At 50.6% G+C, this 16,828-nt stretch carries 11 protein-coding genes; 6 read left to right on the top strand and 5 right to left on the bottom strand.

Annotated features, from left to right (window positions below; genetic code table 11):
- Positions 1 to 46: 46 nt before the first annotated feature.
- The 4 genes from GC097_RS17375 to GC097_RS17360 all read left to right on the top strand — a co-directional run bounded on the left by GC097_RS17375 (position 47) and on the right by GC097_RS17360 (position 6,379).
- Positions 47 to 2,347: a histidine kinase gene (locus tag GC097_RS17375; RefSeq protein ID WP_171684558.1), complete on the top strand. Its 2,301-nt coding sequence runs from the start codon at positions 47 to 49 to the stop codon at positions 2,345 to 2,347.
- A 4-nt stretch (positions 2,348 to 2,351) separates the two neighbouring features.
- The gene (locus tag GC097_RS17370) at positions 2,352 to 3,917 is read left to right on the top strand and encodes an ATP-binding protein (protein WP_171684557.1); all 1,566 of its coding nucleotides are present in this window, start codon (positions 2,352 to 2,354) and stop codon (positions 3,915 to 3,917) included.
- Complete coding sequence (locus tag GC097_RS17365) at positions 3,883 to 4,578, top strand: response regulator (protein ID WP_171684556.1); 696 nt, start codon at positions 3,883 to 3,885, stop codon at positions 4,576 to 4,578. The genes GC097_RS17370 and GC097_RS17365 overlap by 35 nt, the downstream gene beginning before the upstream one ends.
- 112 nt (positions 4,579 to 4,690) lie before the next feature.
- Positions 4,691 to 6,379 carry a ribonuclease J gene (locus tag GC097_RS17360; RefSeq protein WP_171684555.1) on the top strand — a complete coding sequence of 563 codons (1,689 nt, stop codon included), beginning with the start codon at positions 4,691 to 4,693 and terminating at the stop codon, positions 6,377 to 6,379.
- Between the two features lie 335 nt (positions 6,380 to 6,714).
- Here GC097_RS17360 and GC097_RS17355 read toward each other — a convergent pair whose 3' ends face one another.
- From GC097_RS17355 to GC097_RS17345, 3 genes are all read right to left on the bottom strand, one after another.
- Complete coding sequence (locus GC097_RS17355; protein WP_171684554.1) at positions 6,715 to 7,707, bottom strand: zinc-binding dehydrogenase; 993 nt, start codon at positions 7,705 to 7,707, stop codon at positions 6,715 to 6,717.
- Positions 7,708 to 7,860: 153 nt separating this feature from the next.
- Complete coding sequence (locus GC097_RS17350; RefSeq protein ID WP_171684553.1) at positions 7,861 to 8,691, bottom strand: Ppx/GppA phosphatase family protein; 831 nt, start codon at positions 8,689 to 8,691, stop codon at positions 7,861 to 7,863.
- A gap of 277 nt (positions 8,692 to 8,968) precedes the next feature.
- The gene (locus tag GC097_RS17345; protein WP_312875688.1) at positions 8,969 to 9,658 is read right to left on the bottom strand and encodes a response regulator transcription factor; all 690 of its coding nucleotides are present in this window, start codon (positions 9,656 to 9,658) and stop codon (positions 8,969 to 8,971) included.
- A 285-nt stretch (positions 9,659 to 9,943) separates the two neighbouring features.
- Between GC097_RS17345 and GC097_RS17340 the strand changes: the two genes are divergently transcribed.
- Together GC097_RS17340 and GC097_RS17335 are read left to right on the top strand one after the other, a co-directional pair.
- On the top strand, positions 9,944 to 11,224 hold the full coding sequence (locus tag GC097_RS17340; protein ID WP_171684551.1) for an EAL domain-containing protein: 1,281 nt from the start codon (positions 9,944 to 9,946) through the stop codon (positions 11,222 to 11,224).
- Between the two features lie 18 nt (positions 11,225 to 11,242).
- Entirely contained in the window at positions 11,243 to 14,476 is a 3,234-nt protein-coding gene (locus tag GC097_RS17335; protein WP_171684550.1) for a response regulator, read from the top strand.
- A 218-nt stretch (positions 14,477 to 14,694) separates the two neighbouring features.
- On the opposite strand, the gene GC097_RS17330 is transcribed toward GC097_RS17335, so the two are convergent.
- Together GC097_RS17330 and GC097_RS17325 are read right to left on the bottom strand one after the other, a co-directional pair.
- Positions 14,695 to 15,027, bottom strand: coding sequence for a DUF5658 family protein (locus tag GC097_RS17330; protein ID WP_171684549.1), 333 nt, complete (start codon positions 15,025 to 15,027; stop codon positions 14,695 to 14,697).
- A gap of 165 nt (positions 15,028 to 15,192) precedes the next feature.
- Positions 15,193 to 16,749, bottom strand: a complete 1,557-nt coding sequence (locus tag GC097_RS17325) for an ABC-F family ATP-binding cassette domain-containing protein (RefSeq protein ID WP_171684548.1) — start codon at positions 16,747 to 16,749, stop codon at positions 15,193 to 15,195.
- Between the last annotated feature and the right edge of the window lie 79 nt (positions 16,750 to 16,828).

The raw sequence follows: 16,828 nt of genomic DNA, 5'->3' as shown, positions 1-16,828 counted from the left end.
GCGAGTGGTTTCTGCGCTATTTTCAGGAAAGAGGAGCAGGATGCCTGTGGACGGGTTCAAACGAAAAACACCGGAAGAGATTTTAATCTCCATATCCAAACTGCATCGCGGCAGCTTGAAAATTTATATAGGAGCGGTCAGCGGCTCAGGGAAAACGTATCATATGCTTCGGGAGGGGCATAACCTGAAAGGCCAAGGCATCGATGTAGTCATCTGTGCGGTCTCGACGCTGCAGAGACCGGAAACCGTGGAACAGCTGGGCGATTTGGAGCGGGTGCCGAGCATTCATTGGATGAAGGACGGCGTGGAACAAAAAGATTTGAATTTGGATGCGTTGATCCAAAGAAATCCGGAGGTTGTCCTCGTAGACGGGTTAGCCCATCGGAACCGTTCCGATGCCCCTTTTCCGACAAGGCTGGAGGATATCAAGTTCTTACTCTCCCATGACATCAGTGTCATTACCACAGTGAATGTGTATGAGTTGGAAGAGGCGATGGAAGTTGCGCATAAGCTGACAGGCATCGAAGTGGCTCACTGCGTTCCCTCCGACACGTTGGAACTGGCGGATGAGGTCCGGTTAATCGACGCGACGCCGGAGATGATACTGAATCGGCTCGAAGCCGGGCATCTCAAGGGCAATCAAGCGGCTGCCGTCTTCAAGCGCGGCAACTTGGGGGTATTGCGGGAGCTGGCGCTGCGTCTGGTAGCGGAGGATGTCAACGAATCCTTGGAGGAGCACCGCGAACAAATGGGCTTCTCCGGACCTTCCGGAGCGATGGAGCGGATATTGGTCACCACGCAATATCATTGGAACGGCTCCATTTATGTGCGCCGGGGACAGCAGATCGCCAAAAGACTGAATGGCGACCTGCATGTGATCACACTGCGCAAAGTGAATAAGCCGCTTACGAAGGAAGGGGCGGCCTTCCGCAGATCTATGATGAAGCTTGTGGAGAAAATCGGCGCCAAATTTGAGGAGCTTCCGCTGCGGAACCGCCGCTGCATCCCGCAAATGCTGGTTGATTATGCGACCAGCCATAAAGTCACGCGCATTGTCATGGGGCATTCCCGGCAAACGCGGTGGCAAACTTTGGTGCAAGGCTCCGTCATCAATGGCTTGCTCAAAAGAACGAAAAATATCGACCTGTTCTTAGTGGCCGACCGGGCTTCCCAAGAGGGGGAACGCATTCTTCCCGCTCACATCCAAGCCGTTAAGGAGCCTTACAAATATAAGCGTTTAAGCAGGCAGGAAGTGCAAGCGAAGATCGAGAAAATCAAACGCGGCCGCTTCAAGGTTTACATCGGAGCCGCCCCCGGCGTTGGCAAGACGTACACCATGCTGCGGGAAGGCAATGATTTGCTCAAGAAGGGAATCGACGTGAAGATCAGCTTGCTCGAAACGCATGGGCGCAAAGAGACTATTCAGCAGATTGGCGAGCTGGAGATCGTCCCGAGGGCGGAAATTCCGTATCAGAATGTACGGCTTGAGGAAATGGGTACGGAAGCGATTATCCGTCTGCGGCCGGAAGTGGTCTTGGTCGACGAATTGGCGCATACGAATGTACCCGGGAGCAAGCACAAGAAACGATTTGAAGATGTGCTGGACATTCTGGAGGCGGGTATTTCGGTCATTGCGACCGTGAACGTACAGCATCTGGAGAGCTTGAATGACGCAGTGGAACAAATCACAGGGATTCGCGTGCGGGAAACGGTCCCGGACAGCCTGCTTCGAGCTGCGGATGAGGTGCAGCTCATCGACGTCGCCCCCGGAGCCCTGCAGCTGCGCATGAGAGAGGGCAAAATTTATGCAATGGCCAAGGTCGAGCAGGCGCTCCGTCATTTTTTCAAAACGGGCAATCTGATTGCCCTGCGGGAGCTTGCGCTGCGCGAAATTGCGGACGACGTCGATGAGCGGTTGGAGTCGATGGAGCGGAAAAGCTCGCTTCGCGGACCATGGCGAAGGAAAGAAGTGATCTATGTGTGCGTGACGGAAAGCGCTCAAGCCGACCGTTTGATTCGCCGGGGCTTTCGCATCGCCCATCGGTTGAAAGCCGCATGGCATGTAAGCTTTATCGCAAGGGGCGCCGACGGCGAGCTTGGACCCAGGCTGGAGGCTTTGGAGAAATTGACCGCCACATTGGGGGGCGAGTTTTCCTATACGGAGGTCGCAAGCCGTAAACAGATTCCGCAAGTGTTTGCCGCTCTGGCAAGCGGAGCGGGAGCGACGCAAATCATCGTATGGAAAGATGCGATGGTCCGTAAGCTGCTGCCATTAGCCCGCCAGATGGATGTACTGATTGTTGCTGACTATGCGATGTGGCAAACATCGGGAAATAAGGTAAAATGACGATATGACGAATAAACGCATGGATGGCTGGGTTAGCTGGCAAGCGTATGGGAGCACAGCTCTTTTCATTGCCCTTGCAACCGTATTTTTCAAAACATTCGGCTCCTTTCTGGGGCTTGTGAATATTGCGCTTCTTTATTTAGTTCCGGTTCTTTTCAGTGCCGTACGTTGGGGGAGAGGCCCCTCTTTTTTCGCTGCGGCCGCAGGGGTATTGTCGTTCGATTTCTTATTCGTTCCTCCCTTATTTAGTCTTAGCGTTGCCGATTTGCGTTACTTGATCTCCTTTCTTGTCTTTTTATCCGTTGCTGCCCTGACCGCGAGCTTGGCCTCCAAGCTCCGGGACCAATTTCACCAAGCGCAGCAGCGTGAGGCGAGCACAGCTGCCTTGTATGAGCTAAGCCGGAAAATTACGGCGATCTCAGATATCGACGTACTGCTTCACCATATCGTGCAGCATGTTTCCGATACGCTGAATACGAGGGTTGCCATCATTTTGCCGAATGCGCTGGGCGTGCAGCAAGTAGAAGCCTATTCCAAGGATGGCTTCGAGTGGGCGAAGGATGAATCGCATTTGTCCATCGCGGCTTGGGTATACGAGCATCAGGCGCTGGCAGGCCGCGGGACAGCAGCCTTGCGGGAGTCGTCCCAGCTTCACGTCCCCCTGCATACGGCTCGCCAAATGCACGGCGTATTAGCCGTCGATGCCCGCGATTACAGCCTGCCCCAAATGCCGGAGCTGCTTCGGACCATCGAAGCGCTCGCGGACTTGGCGGCGGTGGCGATATCGCGCGTCAAACTGGCGAATGAAGCGAAAGTGGCGCAGCTTACGGCGGAGTCGGAGAAGCTCAGGACGGCACTTCTGGACTCTCTTTCGCACGAGCTAAGGACGCCATTGGCCGCTATCATCGGCTCGGTGACCGGCCTGTTAGAAGGGGAAGCCGTGTTTAGCCCGGAAGACAGACGCGAGCTGCTGCTTACGATTCGCGAGGGTTCGACCCGGATGAACCGGCTGGTAGGCAATCTGTTGGGCATGGTTCGGATTGAAAGCGGCATGCTGCGGCTCAATAAAATGTGGTGCGGCATCGAAGACATTGTGGGCGTTGCGCTTGCGCAGTTGGGGGATGCTTTGCAGAGCAGAAAGGTGAGCATTCGCTTTGCTCCCGAACTTCCATCGGTTCCCGTGGATGATGTGCTGATCGAACAAGTACTGATCAATGTGCTCAGCAATAGCATCAAGTATTCGCCGGAAGGAAGCGAGATTGTTATTGAGGCGGACTACGACCGGGAGATGCTTCATTTGTCCATTGGGGATAAGGGGATCGGCATGGCTCCGGGAGAATTCCAGCGCGTGTTCGAGAAGTTCTACAGAGGGCAGTTGACGAAGCATATTCCCGGAACAGGCTTAGGGCTTGCAATCTGCAAAAGTATTGTGGAGGCGCATGGCGGGCAAATTACGGCGAGCAAAAACGAGCCGCAGGGAACGGTTTTTCGCATCAGCCTGCCGCTTCAATTTGCTGAGAAAGATGGAGATGGATATGACACTTACAGGGGCGAAAATATTAATCATTGATGACGAGGCGCAAATCCGCAAATTGCTGCGGGTTACGTTAACTGCGCATGGCTACGATGCGTCGGAAGCTGCCACAGGGCAAGAAGGCCTGCTGCAGGCCACGATGGTGCGCCCCGATCTGATTGTTCTTGATCTTGGCTTACCCGATATGACGGGGATGGAGGTCTTGGGGCATATTCGGGAATGGTCGCAGGTTCCGATTATTATCCTTACCGCGAAAGATCAGGAGCCGGATAAGGTGGCTGCTTTGGACCGGGGGGCGGACGATTATGTGACGAAGCCGTTTGGGATGGGCGAATTTATGGCTCGGATGCGGGTCGCTTTGCGGCATATCGCCAAGTCGCCGGATGAGCCGGTGCTGAGGCTGGGCCATCTCGTCATTGATTTGGCGCAGCGGGCCGTGGAGCTGCATGGCGAGAAGCTTAAGCTGACGCCTACCGAATACGATTTGTTAAAAGTGCTGGCCCTTAACGCCGGACGCGTGATGACACACCGGCAGCTGCTTAAGCAGGTTTGGGGCGGCTCGCAGTATGAATCTGACAGCCAATATTTGCGAGTGTACGTCGGCCATTTGCGGAAGAAGATTGAGGAAGATCCCACAAGGCCCCAATATATTCTCACGGAACCCGGAATCGGATATCGATTTGCTTGGCAGGAGTAGCCGTAGTTCAATAATCCCTTTAATGGCAAGCTTCTGCTTGTTGTTAGAGGGATTTTCCATAAGTCGTATACTTCCCTCCCGCTTGTGGAAAATTAACGCAAATGAAAGTGACATGGGGGGTAAGTTTAAGGTGAGCAAGCTGAATCAATTATCGGTCTTCTCCTTAGGCGGCATCAACGAGATCGGTAAAAATATGTATGTCGTCCAGTATGCAAATGATATTGTGGTCATTGACTGCGGCTCCAAATTCCCGGATGAAACCTTGCTTGGCGTCGATCTCATCGTACCTGACATCACCTATTTGCTTGAAAATAGCGACAAGGTCCGTGCGCTGGTGATTACGCATGGACATGAAGATCATATCGGGGGCATTCCCTATATTCGGAAACAAATCAATGTGCCGATCTATGCAACCCGCTTAACGCTTGGGCTCATAGAAGGCAAGCTGAGGGAAGCCCGCCTGCTTGCCAATACGGAGCTCATCGAGATTAGCTCCGATTCGACGATTGAGCTGGGCGGCATCACGTCCACCTTTTTCAAGACAAACCACAGCATTCCCGATTGTTTGGGGGTTGTTTTCCATACCCCGGAGGGAACGGTTGTCCATACGGGAGATTTCAAGTTCGACCTTACGCCGGTCAATAATCAATATCCGGATATTCATAAAATGGCGGAGATCGGCTCTAAAGGAGTTATGCTTCTGCTATCCGAGAGCACGAATGCGGAGCGCCCGGGCTATACGCCTTCTGAAAGCCAGGTAGGGAAGCACATCGAGGAGGCTTTTCATAAGGCTAAGCAAAAAGTGTTCATTGCCACCTTCGCTTCCAATGTGCACAGGCTGCAACAAATTATTGACGCCGCGGAAGCGACGAACCGCAGGCTGGCTTTGCTCGGCCGCAGTATGGTGAACGTCGTGAAAGTCGCTTCCGAGCTTGGCTATCTGACTGTTCCTGACGGCATGCTGGTGGAAGCGGGCGAGATTGGCAGTCTGGCACCCGATCGCGTTGCCATTCTATGTACAGGCAGTCAGGGAGAGCCGATGGCCGCCTTGTCGCGGCTATCCCGTTCGAACTACAGGAATGTAGAAATCCTCCGGGGAGATACGGTCATCCTATCCTCATCGCCGATTCCGGGCAATGAACGCAATGTATCCAAAACAGTAGACAATTTGTTTAGCCTTGGGGCGGAGGTCGTCTATGGCTCAAGCTCGCATACCGGCATGCATGTTTCCGGCCATGGCAGCCAGGAAGAGCTTAAACTCATGCTGACGCTCATGAAGCCGAAGTATTTTATTCCCATTCACGGCGAGTACCGTATGCTGCATCAGCACCGTATTTTGGCGGAATCTGTCGGCGTCGAGCCTGCAAACATTTTCATTTTGAAGAATGGTGACGTTGTAGATATCAAAGGGGAAGCAGCAACGCAGAGCCGCAAAGTCACCGCAGGCAATACGCTGGTCGATGGTTTGGGCGATGTAGGGAATATTGTGCTGCGCGACCGGAAGCAGCTTTCGGAGGAGGGAATTCTGATCGTCGTTCTCCTGCTAAGCAAAACAGACGGCAAAATTTTATCGGGCCCCGATATCATCTCTAGAGGATTCGTCTACGTGCGGGAGTCCGAGGATCTCATCGACCAAGCGAGTATTCTCGCAGCGGATACGGTGAATAGACTGCAGACGGGGCAAGAGCAGTTGAACCAATGGAGTGTGCTGAAAATTAACGTAAAGGACGTGCTGGGACGTTTCTTTTATGAGAAAACGGGCCGGCGGCCGGTCATTCTCACGATCATTACAGAGTTCTAGCAGGAAGGAATGTAGGTCTCCACGGTTCTAGCAGGAAGGAATGGCAAGCCTTCGCCGAAGGAGAACTATGATCCTCTATTTGGCTGCCCATCGATGCTTTATCCTTTTTGAGGGAACTATGATCCTCTATTCCCACCATTTCATCTTAATGGGAGATAATTGGGGCAAATAAGAGCCTGTAGTTCCCTCTAAAACCTGGAATTGCACGATTTGCTCAATCTAGCGCCCTGTAGTTCCCATAAACATGGGCGCACCCAGCCAGAAGATATGCCAATCCAGCAAAAAGGGACTCTCCTCAAGCAAGAATATCTGCTTGGAGGACAGTCCCTTTTTAGCTATACGGGCAGGAGTAGTACTTTGCCTGAGGTCATGTTGGCGGCGTACTGCCGGACCGCATCTGCGGTTTGGGAAAGCGAGTACGTTTGGCTGATCTCGGTCTGGATCTGCGATCCGACCGATTTTTTCATCGAGCCTTGCAGCGACAGCAGTTCAAAGATGGATTGTGTTTTCACCCAATCCGACGCCCAGAAGCCTGTGATCCGCTTCTGGCGGAAAACAAGATCGTCGGCGTTGATCGTCGTCGTGTTTCCTCCCAGAAGGCCGTATTGAAACAGCGTGGAGCCGTCCGGCAGCGCCGAGAGCACGGTGCCTGTCAAGTCTCCGCCCACGGCATCGAAGCACACGGTAGCGCCGAGAGCGTGAGTCATACGCTTAAGTTCGTCTTCGAAAGCGGGGGCAGTGCTGTTAACGATATGCTGTCCGCCTAGATCTCTAAGGAGCTGGGCATGCTCTTCCTTACGGACAATACTAATGACCGGAATGCCCTCCGCTTTGCCAAGCTTCACCAGGATTCTGCCCAGCGCGCTCGCTCCGGCCGTTTGGACGACCGCTTTGGACTTGTGCTGTTTGGCAATCTTCACCATCGCCATGGCGCTCGCCGGATTGACGAAGAAGACAGCGCCCTGCTCATCTGACACGTGGTCGGGCAGAACCATGCACGTCATCGCGCTGGCTTTCGTATATTCGGACCACGAGCCGTAAATCTCGGATACGAAGGCTACGCGTTTTCCTTTCAGCATTCGGGCTACGAGGCTGTTGCCTGTGGCAATGACCGTTCCGCACCCTTCCATTCCACCGACCGACGGAAGTGCCCGTTTAATACCGTAATTGCCGGAAAGGAATAATAAGTCCGCAGGGTTAATGGAGGCCGCATGAACCTTGATAAGGACTTCGTTGCCGGATATCTCGGGAATCGGCGTCTCACCGATCTCAATGCCCGAGACTCCGCTGTATGTCTTGATTAACGCGGCTTTCATCGTTTGTGCCATATGTAAGGACCCACCTATCATAGATGTAATTACAACTAATATTCACTGTATTATATAATACGGGGTGAACAGGCGGGTTTTGATAACATCAAATTTACATTAAGATTTGGTCAAAAGGGTACCGCGGGCACCCTTTTATTGCGAGCATCCGGATTATAATTGATTCATGAAGCCATGGGCGATATTCAGATCGGAGGGCATAAATTTGCTGGTGCCTGATTTAATGAGACCCGCGAGGACAACACAGTTTGAGGCAATGGCATTGCGCATCCACTTGGGATCGAAGGGGGAGTCGGCCTCTAAATCCGAGAGATCGCATGCAGCAAGCCGTCTTGTGAGCTGGGTGAAGTCGCTTCTTGAGCAGTAGAGATCCTGTTCAAGCTCAATCTGGAAATGACGCAGATACGTCTTCGCACCGCCGGTAAAAGCAAATTGCTCCAAGGATGCGGGCAAGCGCGTGGAGAGCCACTTGATGCAGGTGGTGATCTGTCTCTGATGCGGCGGCTTCAGCAAATGGAATTCCTGATTCAGATCGGATGTTCCAAACGGAATGAGAAAGGGAGCTTCGCATTCCTTCGTAATAATCTGAATGCTGCCGCTTCCGACATTGATCACGTCAAGATGGCTGGGAATGTCCGACTGGCTAATCGCTCTCCGCAGCAGCTCCGCTTCCTCCTTCTGGCTGATCGTCCGATAGGCAATCCGCAGATTCCGGCATATTTCCTTCATATGCTCAGAGAGGATTGGCGATCTTCGCATCGCTTCCGTTCCGATAGCTTCTACGGTTCCTTGAGAGGAGCCGTTGATTAAGGACCCTTGTGCGGACAGCAAGGTCTTAATCTTATCTTCAATAGACGGGAGGCAGACCTCGCTCTCGATCAGCTCCCATGTGAGAACGTCCACCTGTTCGATGCCGATGTTTGATTTCTTGAACACGTTGGCGCTGTGACTGCCCAAATCCAAAATTAATTTATCACTATTCATAAGAGTTCACCCGTTTGTTCCTTAGTAATGGTATCGCACTTGTGAATCCATGTTTAGTTAGCTGACATATGATGTATAACCGACTTTTTCTTGTAAAATAAAGGCTCCAGAAGTCCAATAATATATGATTAATGATTTCTATGTCAACCAATTTTTGTTAAATTCTAGGACGAGATGTTAGTTTCTACAAAATGTATGGCTAAACGACAAAAAGTGGCTGTCCAAGAGCTTTATTGCATCAAAAAAGACCCGATCCATGAATGGATCAGATCTTATTTTATAAAACAAATTTATAGCCTACGCCCCAGACGGTTTTGATGTATTTCGGTTCTTTGGGGTTGGCTTCAATTTTCCTTCGTAAATTCGTAATATGTACATCGATGGCGCGATCGTTGACATAGGAGTCGAAGCCGCGCAAAGCGTTAATCAGATCTTCCCGGCGATAAACGCGCTCAGGGTGCTCGTACAGCAGCCGGATGAGCTCGAATTCGGAGAAGGTCATGTCAACGGGTTCGCCTCGCACGTAGAGCGTTCTTTTTTCCAGATTAATGTTCAAATCCGTAGGGGGTACCGTACCGTTCTGCTGGACAAGCGGCTCTTCGGTTGGGTGGACCTGTTTAGACCGGCGCAAAAGCGCTTGGATGCGGGCCTTCATCTCATGCATGCTAAAGGGCTTACATAAATAGTCGTCAGCGCCAACTGTGAATGCTTCGATCTTCTCGCTGACTTTGGAGTTGGAAGAAATGATAATGATAGGAACGGGTGTCAAGTTCCGCAAGGAATTGCATAAGTCAGTGCCTTCAACGTCGGGCAGCATGAGGTCCAGAAGAATAAGCTCGGGTTCGAATTCCCGCAGTGCGGCAAGGCCGTCCCGGCCATTGTGGGCTCTTAGGACTAAGAATCCTTCTTCTGTCAGATACATACAGACCATTTCACCTATAATATCGTCGTCCTCAATTAAAAGCACCCTGTCCAATTATAAACTCCCCCAATCTTAGCTTATTTTCTACTGCTAATTCATGAATGAACAGAGGGTTCGTACGTCCTAACATATTGCTTACTTCTTCTATTATAAGGTGTCGAAAAATAAGAGTAAATCGCTCTCCTATACTTTTTATCGGGAATTTGTTAGCAAATTGTTAGCGAAAACGAGCTGGAAATCATACCTTTTAGGTAAGTAACCTAATAAGTGGAAAGTACAATAGGGGTAATACGGCTAATTGTGAAAATGGCTTGTAGGAGGTGTAAGTAAATGGGTCTTATGAATAGGTGTGGAGTCCTGATTGTAAGTGATTCTAATGAACTAAAGGAACTGCTGGACACGATCTTTCAAAAAGATGAACAGTTCGTCATCACAGGAACGGCGAAGCATGGAAATGCCGCATTAAATTGCATGCTCGAAGAGAGACCGGATTTGGCGATCATCGATTTAGCGATGCCGGCAGGGATTAAAGCGCTTCAGCTCATTATGAATCGTCATCCCATTCCGATCGTAGTGCTTAGTACGCAAACATCCGAAGGCGCCATGCGGACCATCCAGGCTATGCGGATTGGCGCTGCGGATTATTATCATAAAGAAATGCTCTCCGGGCATACGTCACATGACAGTGTGATCTCGTATTTCCTGGAACGCTGTAAATTGGCCGTATTAAACGGCATTCAAGGCGTCTATGAATCCCCCCTCAAAACGGCAGGAATCATGGAAGCTGCGCTCTCCGCCTCCCTTCAGGGGAAGCACGACCAGTTTCAAAGAAGAATGGACATCGAATTTCATTTGCGTAAAGCGATTGCGAATAAGGAGTTTCATCTCGTTTATCAACCTGTCGTGGACGTGCATACGAATAGCGTCGTTGGGCTGGAGAGCTTAATCCGTTGGCATAATGCGACTTTGGGGCAGGTGCCGCCCGGTGATTTTATTCCTGTAGCGGAAGAAAGCGGCTTGATTCATGAGATCGGCGAATGGGTGCTGAGAGAGGCGTGCGTGCAAAATATGAAATGGCAGGAAGCCGGTCTTCCCTGCTTATTTATGGCCGTTAATCTTTCCAGACGACAGTTCAACGATAGCGGACTTAGTGCGATGATTCAGAAGATTTTAAAAGAAACAGGCTTGCAGCCGAAGTATTTGGAACTAGAAATAACCGAGAGTATGAGTATGGAGGTCAATCTGGCCGCAGACGTGCTCAGTCAGTTGAAAAAGCTAGGCGTTCGCGTCGCGATGGATGATTTTGGAACCGGATATAGTTCATTGGGTTTCTTGAAGGATTTTCCTATAGACAAGTTGAAGATAGATCAGTCCTTTATTAAGGGTTTGAAACATCAGGAAGTGAATGCCGCTATCGTGAACACCGTGATTACAATGGCTAAAAACTTGAACCTGCTCGTTGTGGCTGAAGGACTGGAGACCGAAGAGGAGCTTCAAGTGCTAAGGGATTGCGGCTGCCGATTTGTGCAGGGCTATTATTTCAGCAAACCGGTTCAGGCTGAGAGCGTTGCGGAGATGCTGCTGGATACGAGAAATAAACGGACAGGGTAGCTATTTAAGTATAGGCTGGTGATTGTTCTGCTGCGCGATTTGATTACCAATTTTACGATAATTACGGTGTTTGTGTTATTCGTTGAACAATTTTTCATTATGACGAAATTGGATCAGAGCCCGACGTGGTATTACAAGGTTTTCGTAGGTCTCTCACACGGCATCCTGGTTGTGATCCTTATTAACTTTGGCGTCACTGTCGATGACCAGTTCAGTCTTAATTTCCGTGGCATAGGTTTTATGCTTGCCGCTTATTTGGGCGGATTCCCCGCCATGCTGATTACATTAGCCATTCTATGGGGATGGCGATTCATCACGGATAGCTCCACCCCGTTGCCGATGCTGTTCATTGGGCTGGCTGCTGTCCTAGGCACCGGGTTTATTTTTGCTAAAATGCGCTTCTATTGGTCTAAATGGTTATTTGGCGGAATTTTTTTATTTGCATGCTATTACGGGACGACCTGGCTCGTGTATCGAATACCGCTGCAAATGATATGGACATATCTCTGTTACCAAATGGTGTGTATGGTGATTGTGGCCTGCATTCTTCGCTATCTGATTCGCGCCCGGGAGTTTAAGCTGCAGATTCGGGAGGTGGAGCAGGAGCTCATTGATATGCTGCGCTTTCAGCCGGGATTTACGTTCAAATTTCATAAGCACAGGGAGCAATTTGTATACATATTGATTGAAGGCCAGTTGCTCTATCAGCTGGGACTGAGACCGGGTCAGTTTATTGGAAAAAAAACGCATGAAATCGGTTTGTTCGGCGATAATTCCCTGAATTTTCTGCAGCCATATTATGAACAGGCTTGGAAGGGGGAACGAGTCACTTATGAATATGATTGCAAAGGCTATACGATCCTCGTTACCTTGCAGCCTATTTACAAATTTGGCGCGGTTAGTGAAGTAATCGGATCTGCGGTAGATGTGTCTGAGCACCGTGCTGCCCAGATGAGGGCAAGAGTGCGGGATGAGCAGTTCCGGACCTTGGTGGAGAATTCGGAGGATTTTATTTTCAAATTTCGACTGGATGGAAGCATTGCCTCTGCTAACTACAAAATGTACCAAACTTATCAGCTTACGCCTGAACAAGTAAAAGGAAAGCAGTTGACCGATGTCATTCAGATGGACGATCCTACGAAATGGGAGCGGGCGTTCACGCAATCGATTATTAACGGGAAGACGCAGCAATTCGCCGTTAATTTCTTGCTGCCAGACGATGCCGAGCATGCGTATAATGTCACGTTGTCTCCCTTGTTCAATGAGAGAAAAACGGAAATCATCGGAGTGACCGGCACGGTACACGATATCACGGATCTGAAAAAGCGGGAGGAAGCGGACGAATCCAACCGCGCGAAGAGTCAATTCCTGGCAAGGATGAGTCACGAAATCCGAACGCCGCTTAACGGTATTATGGGGCTGTCCCTTCTGCTGCAGCGAACCGAATTGACGGCGCTGCAGAAGGATTACTTGACCAAAATGGATGCTTCGTCGAGTGTCTTGCTGACGACGATAAACGATATATTGGATTTTTCGAAAATTGAAGCGGGAAAATTAGTTTTGGAGAAGGTTGATTTCTCCTTAGAGGAGTCGCTCCAAAAGGTCGCGGATCTGGCCAGCATCTCATTGGCGAATAAGCGCATCGAGATTTTGCTCGATACGTCCGAAGATTTGCCCGATATCGTCAGCGGGGACTCCTTTCGATTAGAGCAAGTATTGATCAATTTATCCAATAATGCGATCAAATTTACGGAGCACGGGCACATACGGATACAAGTGCAGCTTGAGGAATATGCGGAGGAAGGCGTCATTATTTCTTTTGCGGTGGAGGACACCGGGATCGGCATCTCTAAGGAACAGTTGTCGCAGCTATTCCGGCCATTCTCGCAGGCGGATACATCGACAAGCCGAAGGTACGGCGGTACAGGGCTAGGGCTCGTCATCTGCCAGCATTTGGTGCAGTCCATGGGGGGCGTGCTCCAGGTTGAAACCGTGCTCGGGGAAGGCAGCCGTTTTTACTTTAGCCTGCTGTTCGGGCTTAACCGGCTGGCGGAAGAAGAACTCCGGGCGTATTGCGAGCAACAGGTATTGCTTCAAGGGAAAAGCCGGGTGCTGGTAGCTGAGGATCATCCGCTTGCAGCGCAGCATGCATCGGATCTTCTAGGCTCATTTCAACTGCAGGCGAGTATGGTTTCAACAGTATCCGAACTGTTAACCGTGTTGGAACAAAGAGACAAGGAGCCGGGGGAATCTGCTTTCGGACATATTTTTCTGGATATGCAAATGGACCCTATGCAGCATCAAGCCATCTGGCAGCGTGTGCTGAATGCGGTGGATCGTTCCCAGACCCACGTGATCGCGCTCACGACGCTGGAAGGCAGAGAAGAGATGTGCGAGCTTCCTGCAGCGTTGAAAGCGGATGCCGTCCTTGTAAAACCGGTAAGCAGGCTGTCGCTTCGCAAAGTTTTGCAGACCTTGAATGGGCTGAAGCCATGGTCCGAGAGGGGCGCCGGTGAAGCGGCATTAGCGGAGCGATCGCATTCGCAGTCCAAAGGGGACATCTTAGTTGCCGAGGACAATGAAATCAATCAGTTGGTGATCACGCAGCTTCTGCAACAATTGGGCTACGATGTCGTTATTGCGCAGAATGGCCATGAAGTTCTGGAACGTGCCGGCCTAAGGCCGTGGAAGCTTATTCTGATGGATATTCATATGCCGGAGATGGATGGCTACGAGGCAACTCAGAAGCTGCGGCAGTTGAAGCCGATGCAGCGAGTTCCAATTATTGCGCTTACAGCGAACGGATTCGTGAAGGATCGGATGCATATGCTGAAGCTGGGTCTCAATGGTATATTGGTCAAACCGGTGAATGAGAAACAGTTGTCGGACACGCTGGAGAAGTGGCAGGATTTGCAATGGCTGCTGCACATTAAGGGGATGGATGTTGAACGAGTGCTGCGGAATATCGATCAAAAAATCCACATTTTTCAATACATGATCGAGAAGTTTAAGCTGGATTACGCTTCTTTCGCGGAGCTGCTGTTGCCCTCTATCATCCATCAGGAAGATGCCGTGGCCCGCCGCATGGTGCATACGCTGAAAGGTGTGGCGGCCAATTTCTACGCGGAATCGTTGTTAGCGGCCGTTCAGGGGCTTGAGAAGGTGATGGAACAGGAGATCAAACTGGATGCGTGCAAGGAAGGGATCATGCGCGTGCAGTTTGAGATTGATCAAATTGTGAAGGATTTGTAGGGAGCAAGGTCATGAGATCGGAAGAGACGGCCGAGTCAGCGTATTTGTCGACACGCTCCAGGACGCATGGGGCATTAAGATTGCAGGTACCGCAGTGCATGTGAAAGATTTTGAGGTTTGCTATAAGTAAGAGCCATGCTGAGCTTGCGTTCAGGCAAGGCTCTTTTTTTATTGCGACGTCTCAGCTGACGTGTGAGTGGGGGTTGGAAATTTAACGGCTAGCTGTTCGCAAAGTATTTCAATCCATACGACAGCCAGATGAAGTGAACTACATTGACGGCTCCATAGATGATGACCGTGAAGGAGAGGCAGGGCTTGACCCAAGCTCGTTTACGGATATAGGGGTAGAAGGCCATGAGCAGCAGAGGGAGGACGAGTTTTAGGCAATAATACGCAAACACATGCCACTCGTATACACTTCGTATCAGAGGGTTCATCTCTTCAATGAAGGACAGACGCAGGCCGATGTCGGTAAATAGGGCGTCGCTCAGGCATAAGATGAACAGCCAAACGAGCATTTTACTTTGGAGGAAATGGCGAACGACAGGCATGGGCGTCCTCGCTTTCAATCATGAGTAAGAGCGGTAAGGATAATCTCATGATAATGATACACTTCGTATCATTTGAAAGCAAGTCGGATGCTTGGCGGAGATGACGGTAAAAAAGAGGGCATCCTCAAGCAGAGTAATCTACTCGAAGAGGCCCTCTTCCTATGATTAGAACACTTTCGTTGTCCAGGACTCGCAATTCCACGTTTCCGTCACGACATCGCGATAGAAGTCCGGTTCGTGGGAAATGAGCAGGATGCTGCCTTTATATGCCTGAAGCGCACGCTTGAGCTCGTCCTTGGCATCCACATCCAAGTGGTTGGTCGGCTCATCGAGCACGAGCAGGTTCGTTTCGCGGTTGATCAGCTTGCAGAGGCGAACTTTCGCCTTCTCGCCGCCGCTCAGCACAACAACTTTGCTCTCGATGTGCTTCGTGGTGAGGCCGCATTTGGCTAACGCCGCGCGCACTTCGAATTGTGTGAACGAAGGGAACTCATTCCACACTTCCTCGATGCAGGTGTTGTTGTTGGAATCTTTGATTTCCTGCTGGAAGTAGCCGATTTGCTGGTTGTCTCCTTTTTGAACAGACCCGGATACGGGCGTGATTTCGCCTAAAATACTCCGCAGCAACGTCGTTTTCCCGATACCGTTCGCACCGACAAGAGCAATCTTCTGTCCGCGTTCCATACGCAGGTTCAGAGGTCTGGATAACGGTGAGTCGTAGCCGATGACGAGATCGGTCGTTTCGAAAATCAGCTTGCCTGATGTACGGCCTTCTTTGAAATTGAACTGTGGCTTCGGTTTCTCCCTCGCCAGCTCGATGACGTCCATTTTGTCGAGTTTTTTCTGTCTGGACATCGCCATGTTCCGTGTCGCAACGCTTGCTTTGTTACGGGCGACAAAGTCCTTCAGCTCGGAAATTTCCTGTTGTTGGCGCTTATACGCGGATTCCAGCTGCTGCTTTTTCATTTCGTGGACTTGTTGGAAATGATTATAGTCCCCGACGTAGCGGTTTAACGCCTGATTTTCCATGTGGTAGATCAGGTTGATGACGCTGTTTAAGAATGGGATGTCATGAGAAATCAGAATGAAGGCATTCTCGTATTCCTGCAGGTAACGCTTCAGCCATTCGATGTGCTGCTCATCCAAATAGTTGGTAGGCTCATCGAGGAGCAAAATGTCCGGCTTTTCGAGCAGCAATTTCGCCAGCAATACTTTCGTACGCTGTCCGCCGCTTAAATCGTTGACATCCTTATCCAGGCCGATATCGGTAAGACCCAGCCCGCGGGCGGTTTCTTCGATTTTGGCATCGATCATGTAAAAATCTTGATTCGTCAAAGTATCCTGAATCGTGCCGACGTCCTCCAGCATCTGTTCGAGCTCTTCCGGCGTCACGTCGCCCATTCGGCCGTACATATCGTTCATTTCCTGTTCCATGTCGAACAGATATTGGAAAGCTCCTTTCAGGACGTCGCGGATCGACATGCCCTTGCTTAGCACAGCATGTTGATCCAGGTAGCCAACGCGCATGCGCTTGGACCATTCAACCTTCCCGTCGTCGGGCTGAAGCTTGCCCGTAATGATGTTCATGAAGGTCGATTTGCCTTCGCCGTTTGCGCCGATGAGTCCGATGTGCTCCCCTTTGAGCAGGCGGAACGAGACGTCGTTGAAGATGGCGCGGTCTCCAAAGCCGTGGCTTAATCTTTCTACGTTTAATATGCTCATGAAATGACACCTTTTCTTTTAAACTTTTTCTCGTTTTATTATAAGCGTTATGGGATGAAAAACAAAGACCCGAGACTGC

This window comes from Paenibacillus planticolens, from assembly GCF_013141725.1.
In the GTDB taxonomy this organism is placed as follows: domain Bacteria; phylum Bacillota; class Bacilli; order Paenibacillales; family NBRC-103111; genus Paenibacillus_E; species Paenibacillus_E planticolens.
The sequence above is the reverse complement of the archived record's forward strand: the minus strand, read 5'-3'. Positions and strand labels throughout refer to the sequence as shown.

Bases quoted from the DNA above. Each gene is read 5' to 3' on its own strand.
- GC097_RS17370 (WP_171684557.1), top strand. From the start codon at position 2,352: ATGACGAATAAACGCATGGATGGCTGGGTTAGCTGGCAAGCGTATGGG.
- GC097_RS17365 (WP_171684556.1), top strand. From the start codon at position 3,883: ATGACACTTACAGGGGCGAAAATATTAATCATTGATGACGAGGCGCAA.
- GC097_RS17360 (WP_171684555.1), top strand. From the start codon at position 4,691: ATGGGGGGTAAGTTTAAGGTGAGCAAGCTGAATCAATTATCGGTCTTC.
- GC097_RS17355 (WP_171684554.1), bottom strand. From the start codon at position 7,707: ATGGCACAAACGATGAAAGCCGCGTTAATCAAGACATACAGCGGAGTC.
- GC097_RS17350 (WP_171684553.1), bottom strand. From the start codon at position 8,691: ATGAATAGTGATAAATTAATTTTGGATTTGGGCAGTCACAGCGCCAAC.
- GC097_RS17340 (WP_171684551.1), top strand. From the start codon at position 9,944: ATGGGTCTTATGAATAGGTGTGGAGTCCTGATTGTAAGTGATTCTAAT.
- GC097_RS17330 (WP_171684549.1), bottom strand. From the start codon at position 15,027: ATGCCTGTCGTTCGCCATTTCCTCCAAAGTAAAATGCTCGTTTGGCTG.
- GC097_RS17325 (WP_171684548.1), bottom strand. From the start codon at position 16,749: ATGAGCATATTAAACGTAGAAAGATTAAGCCACGGCTTTGGAGACCGC.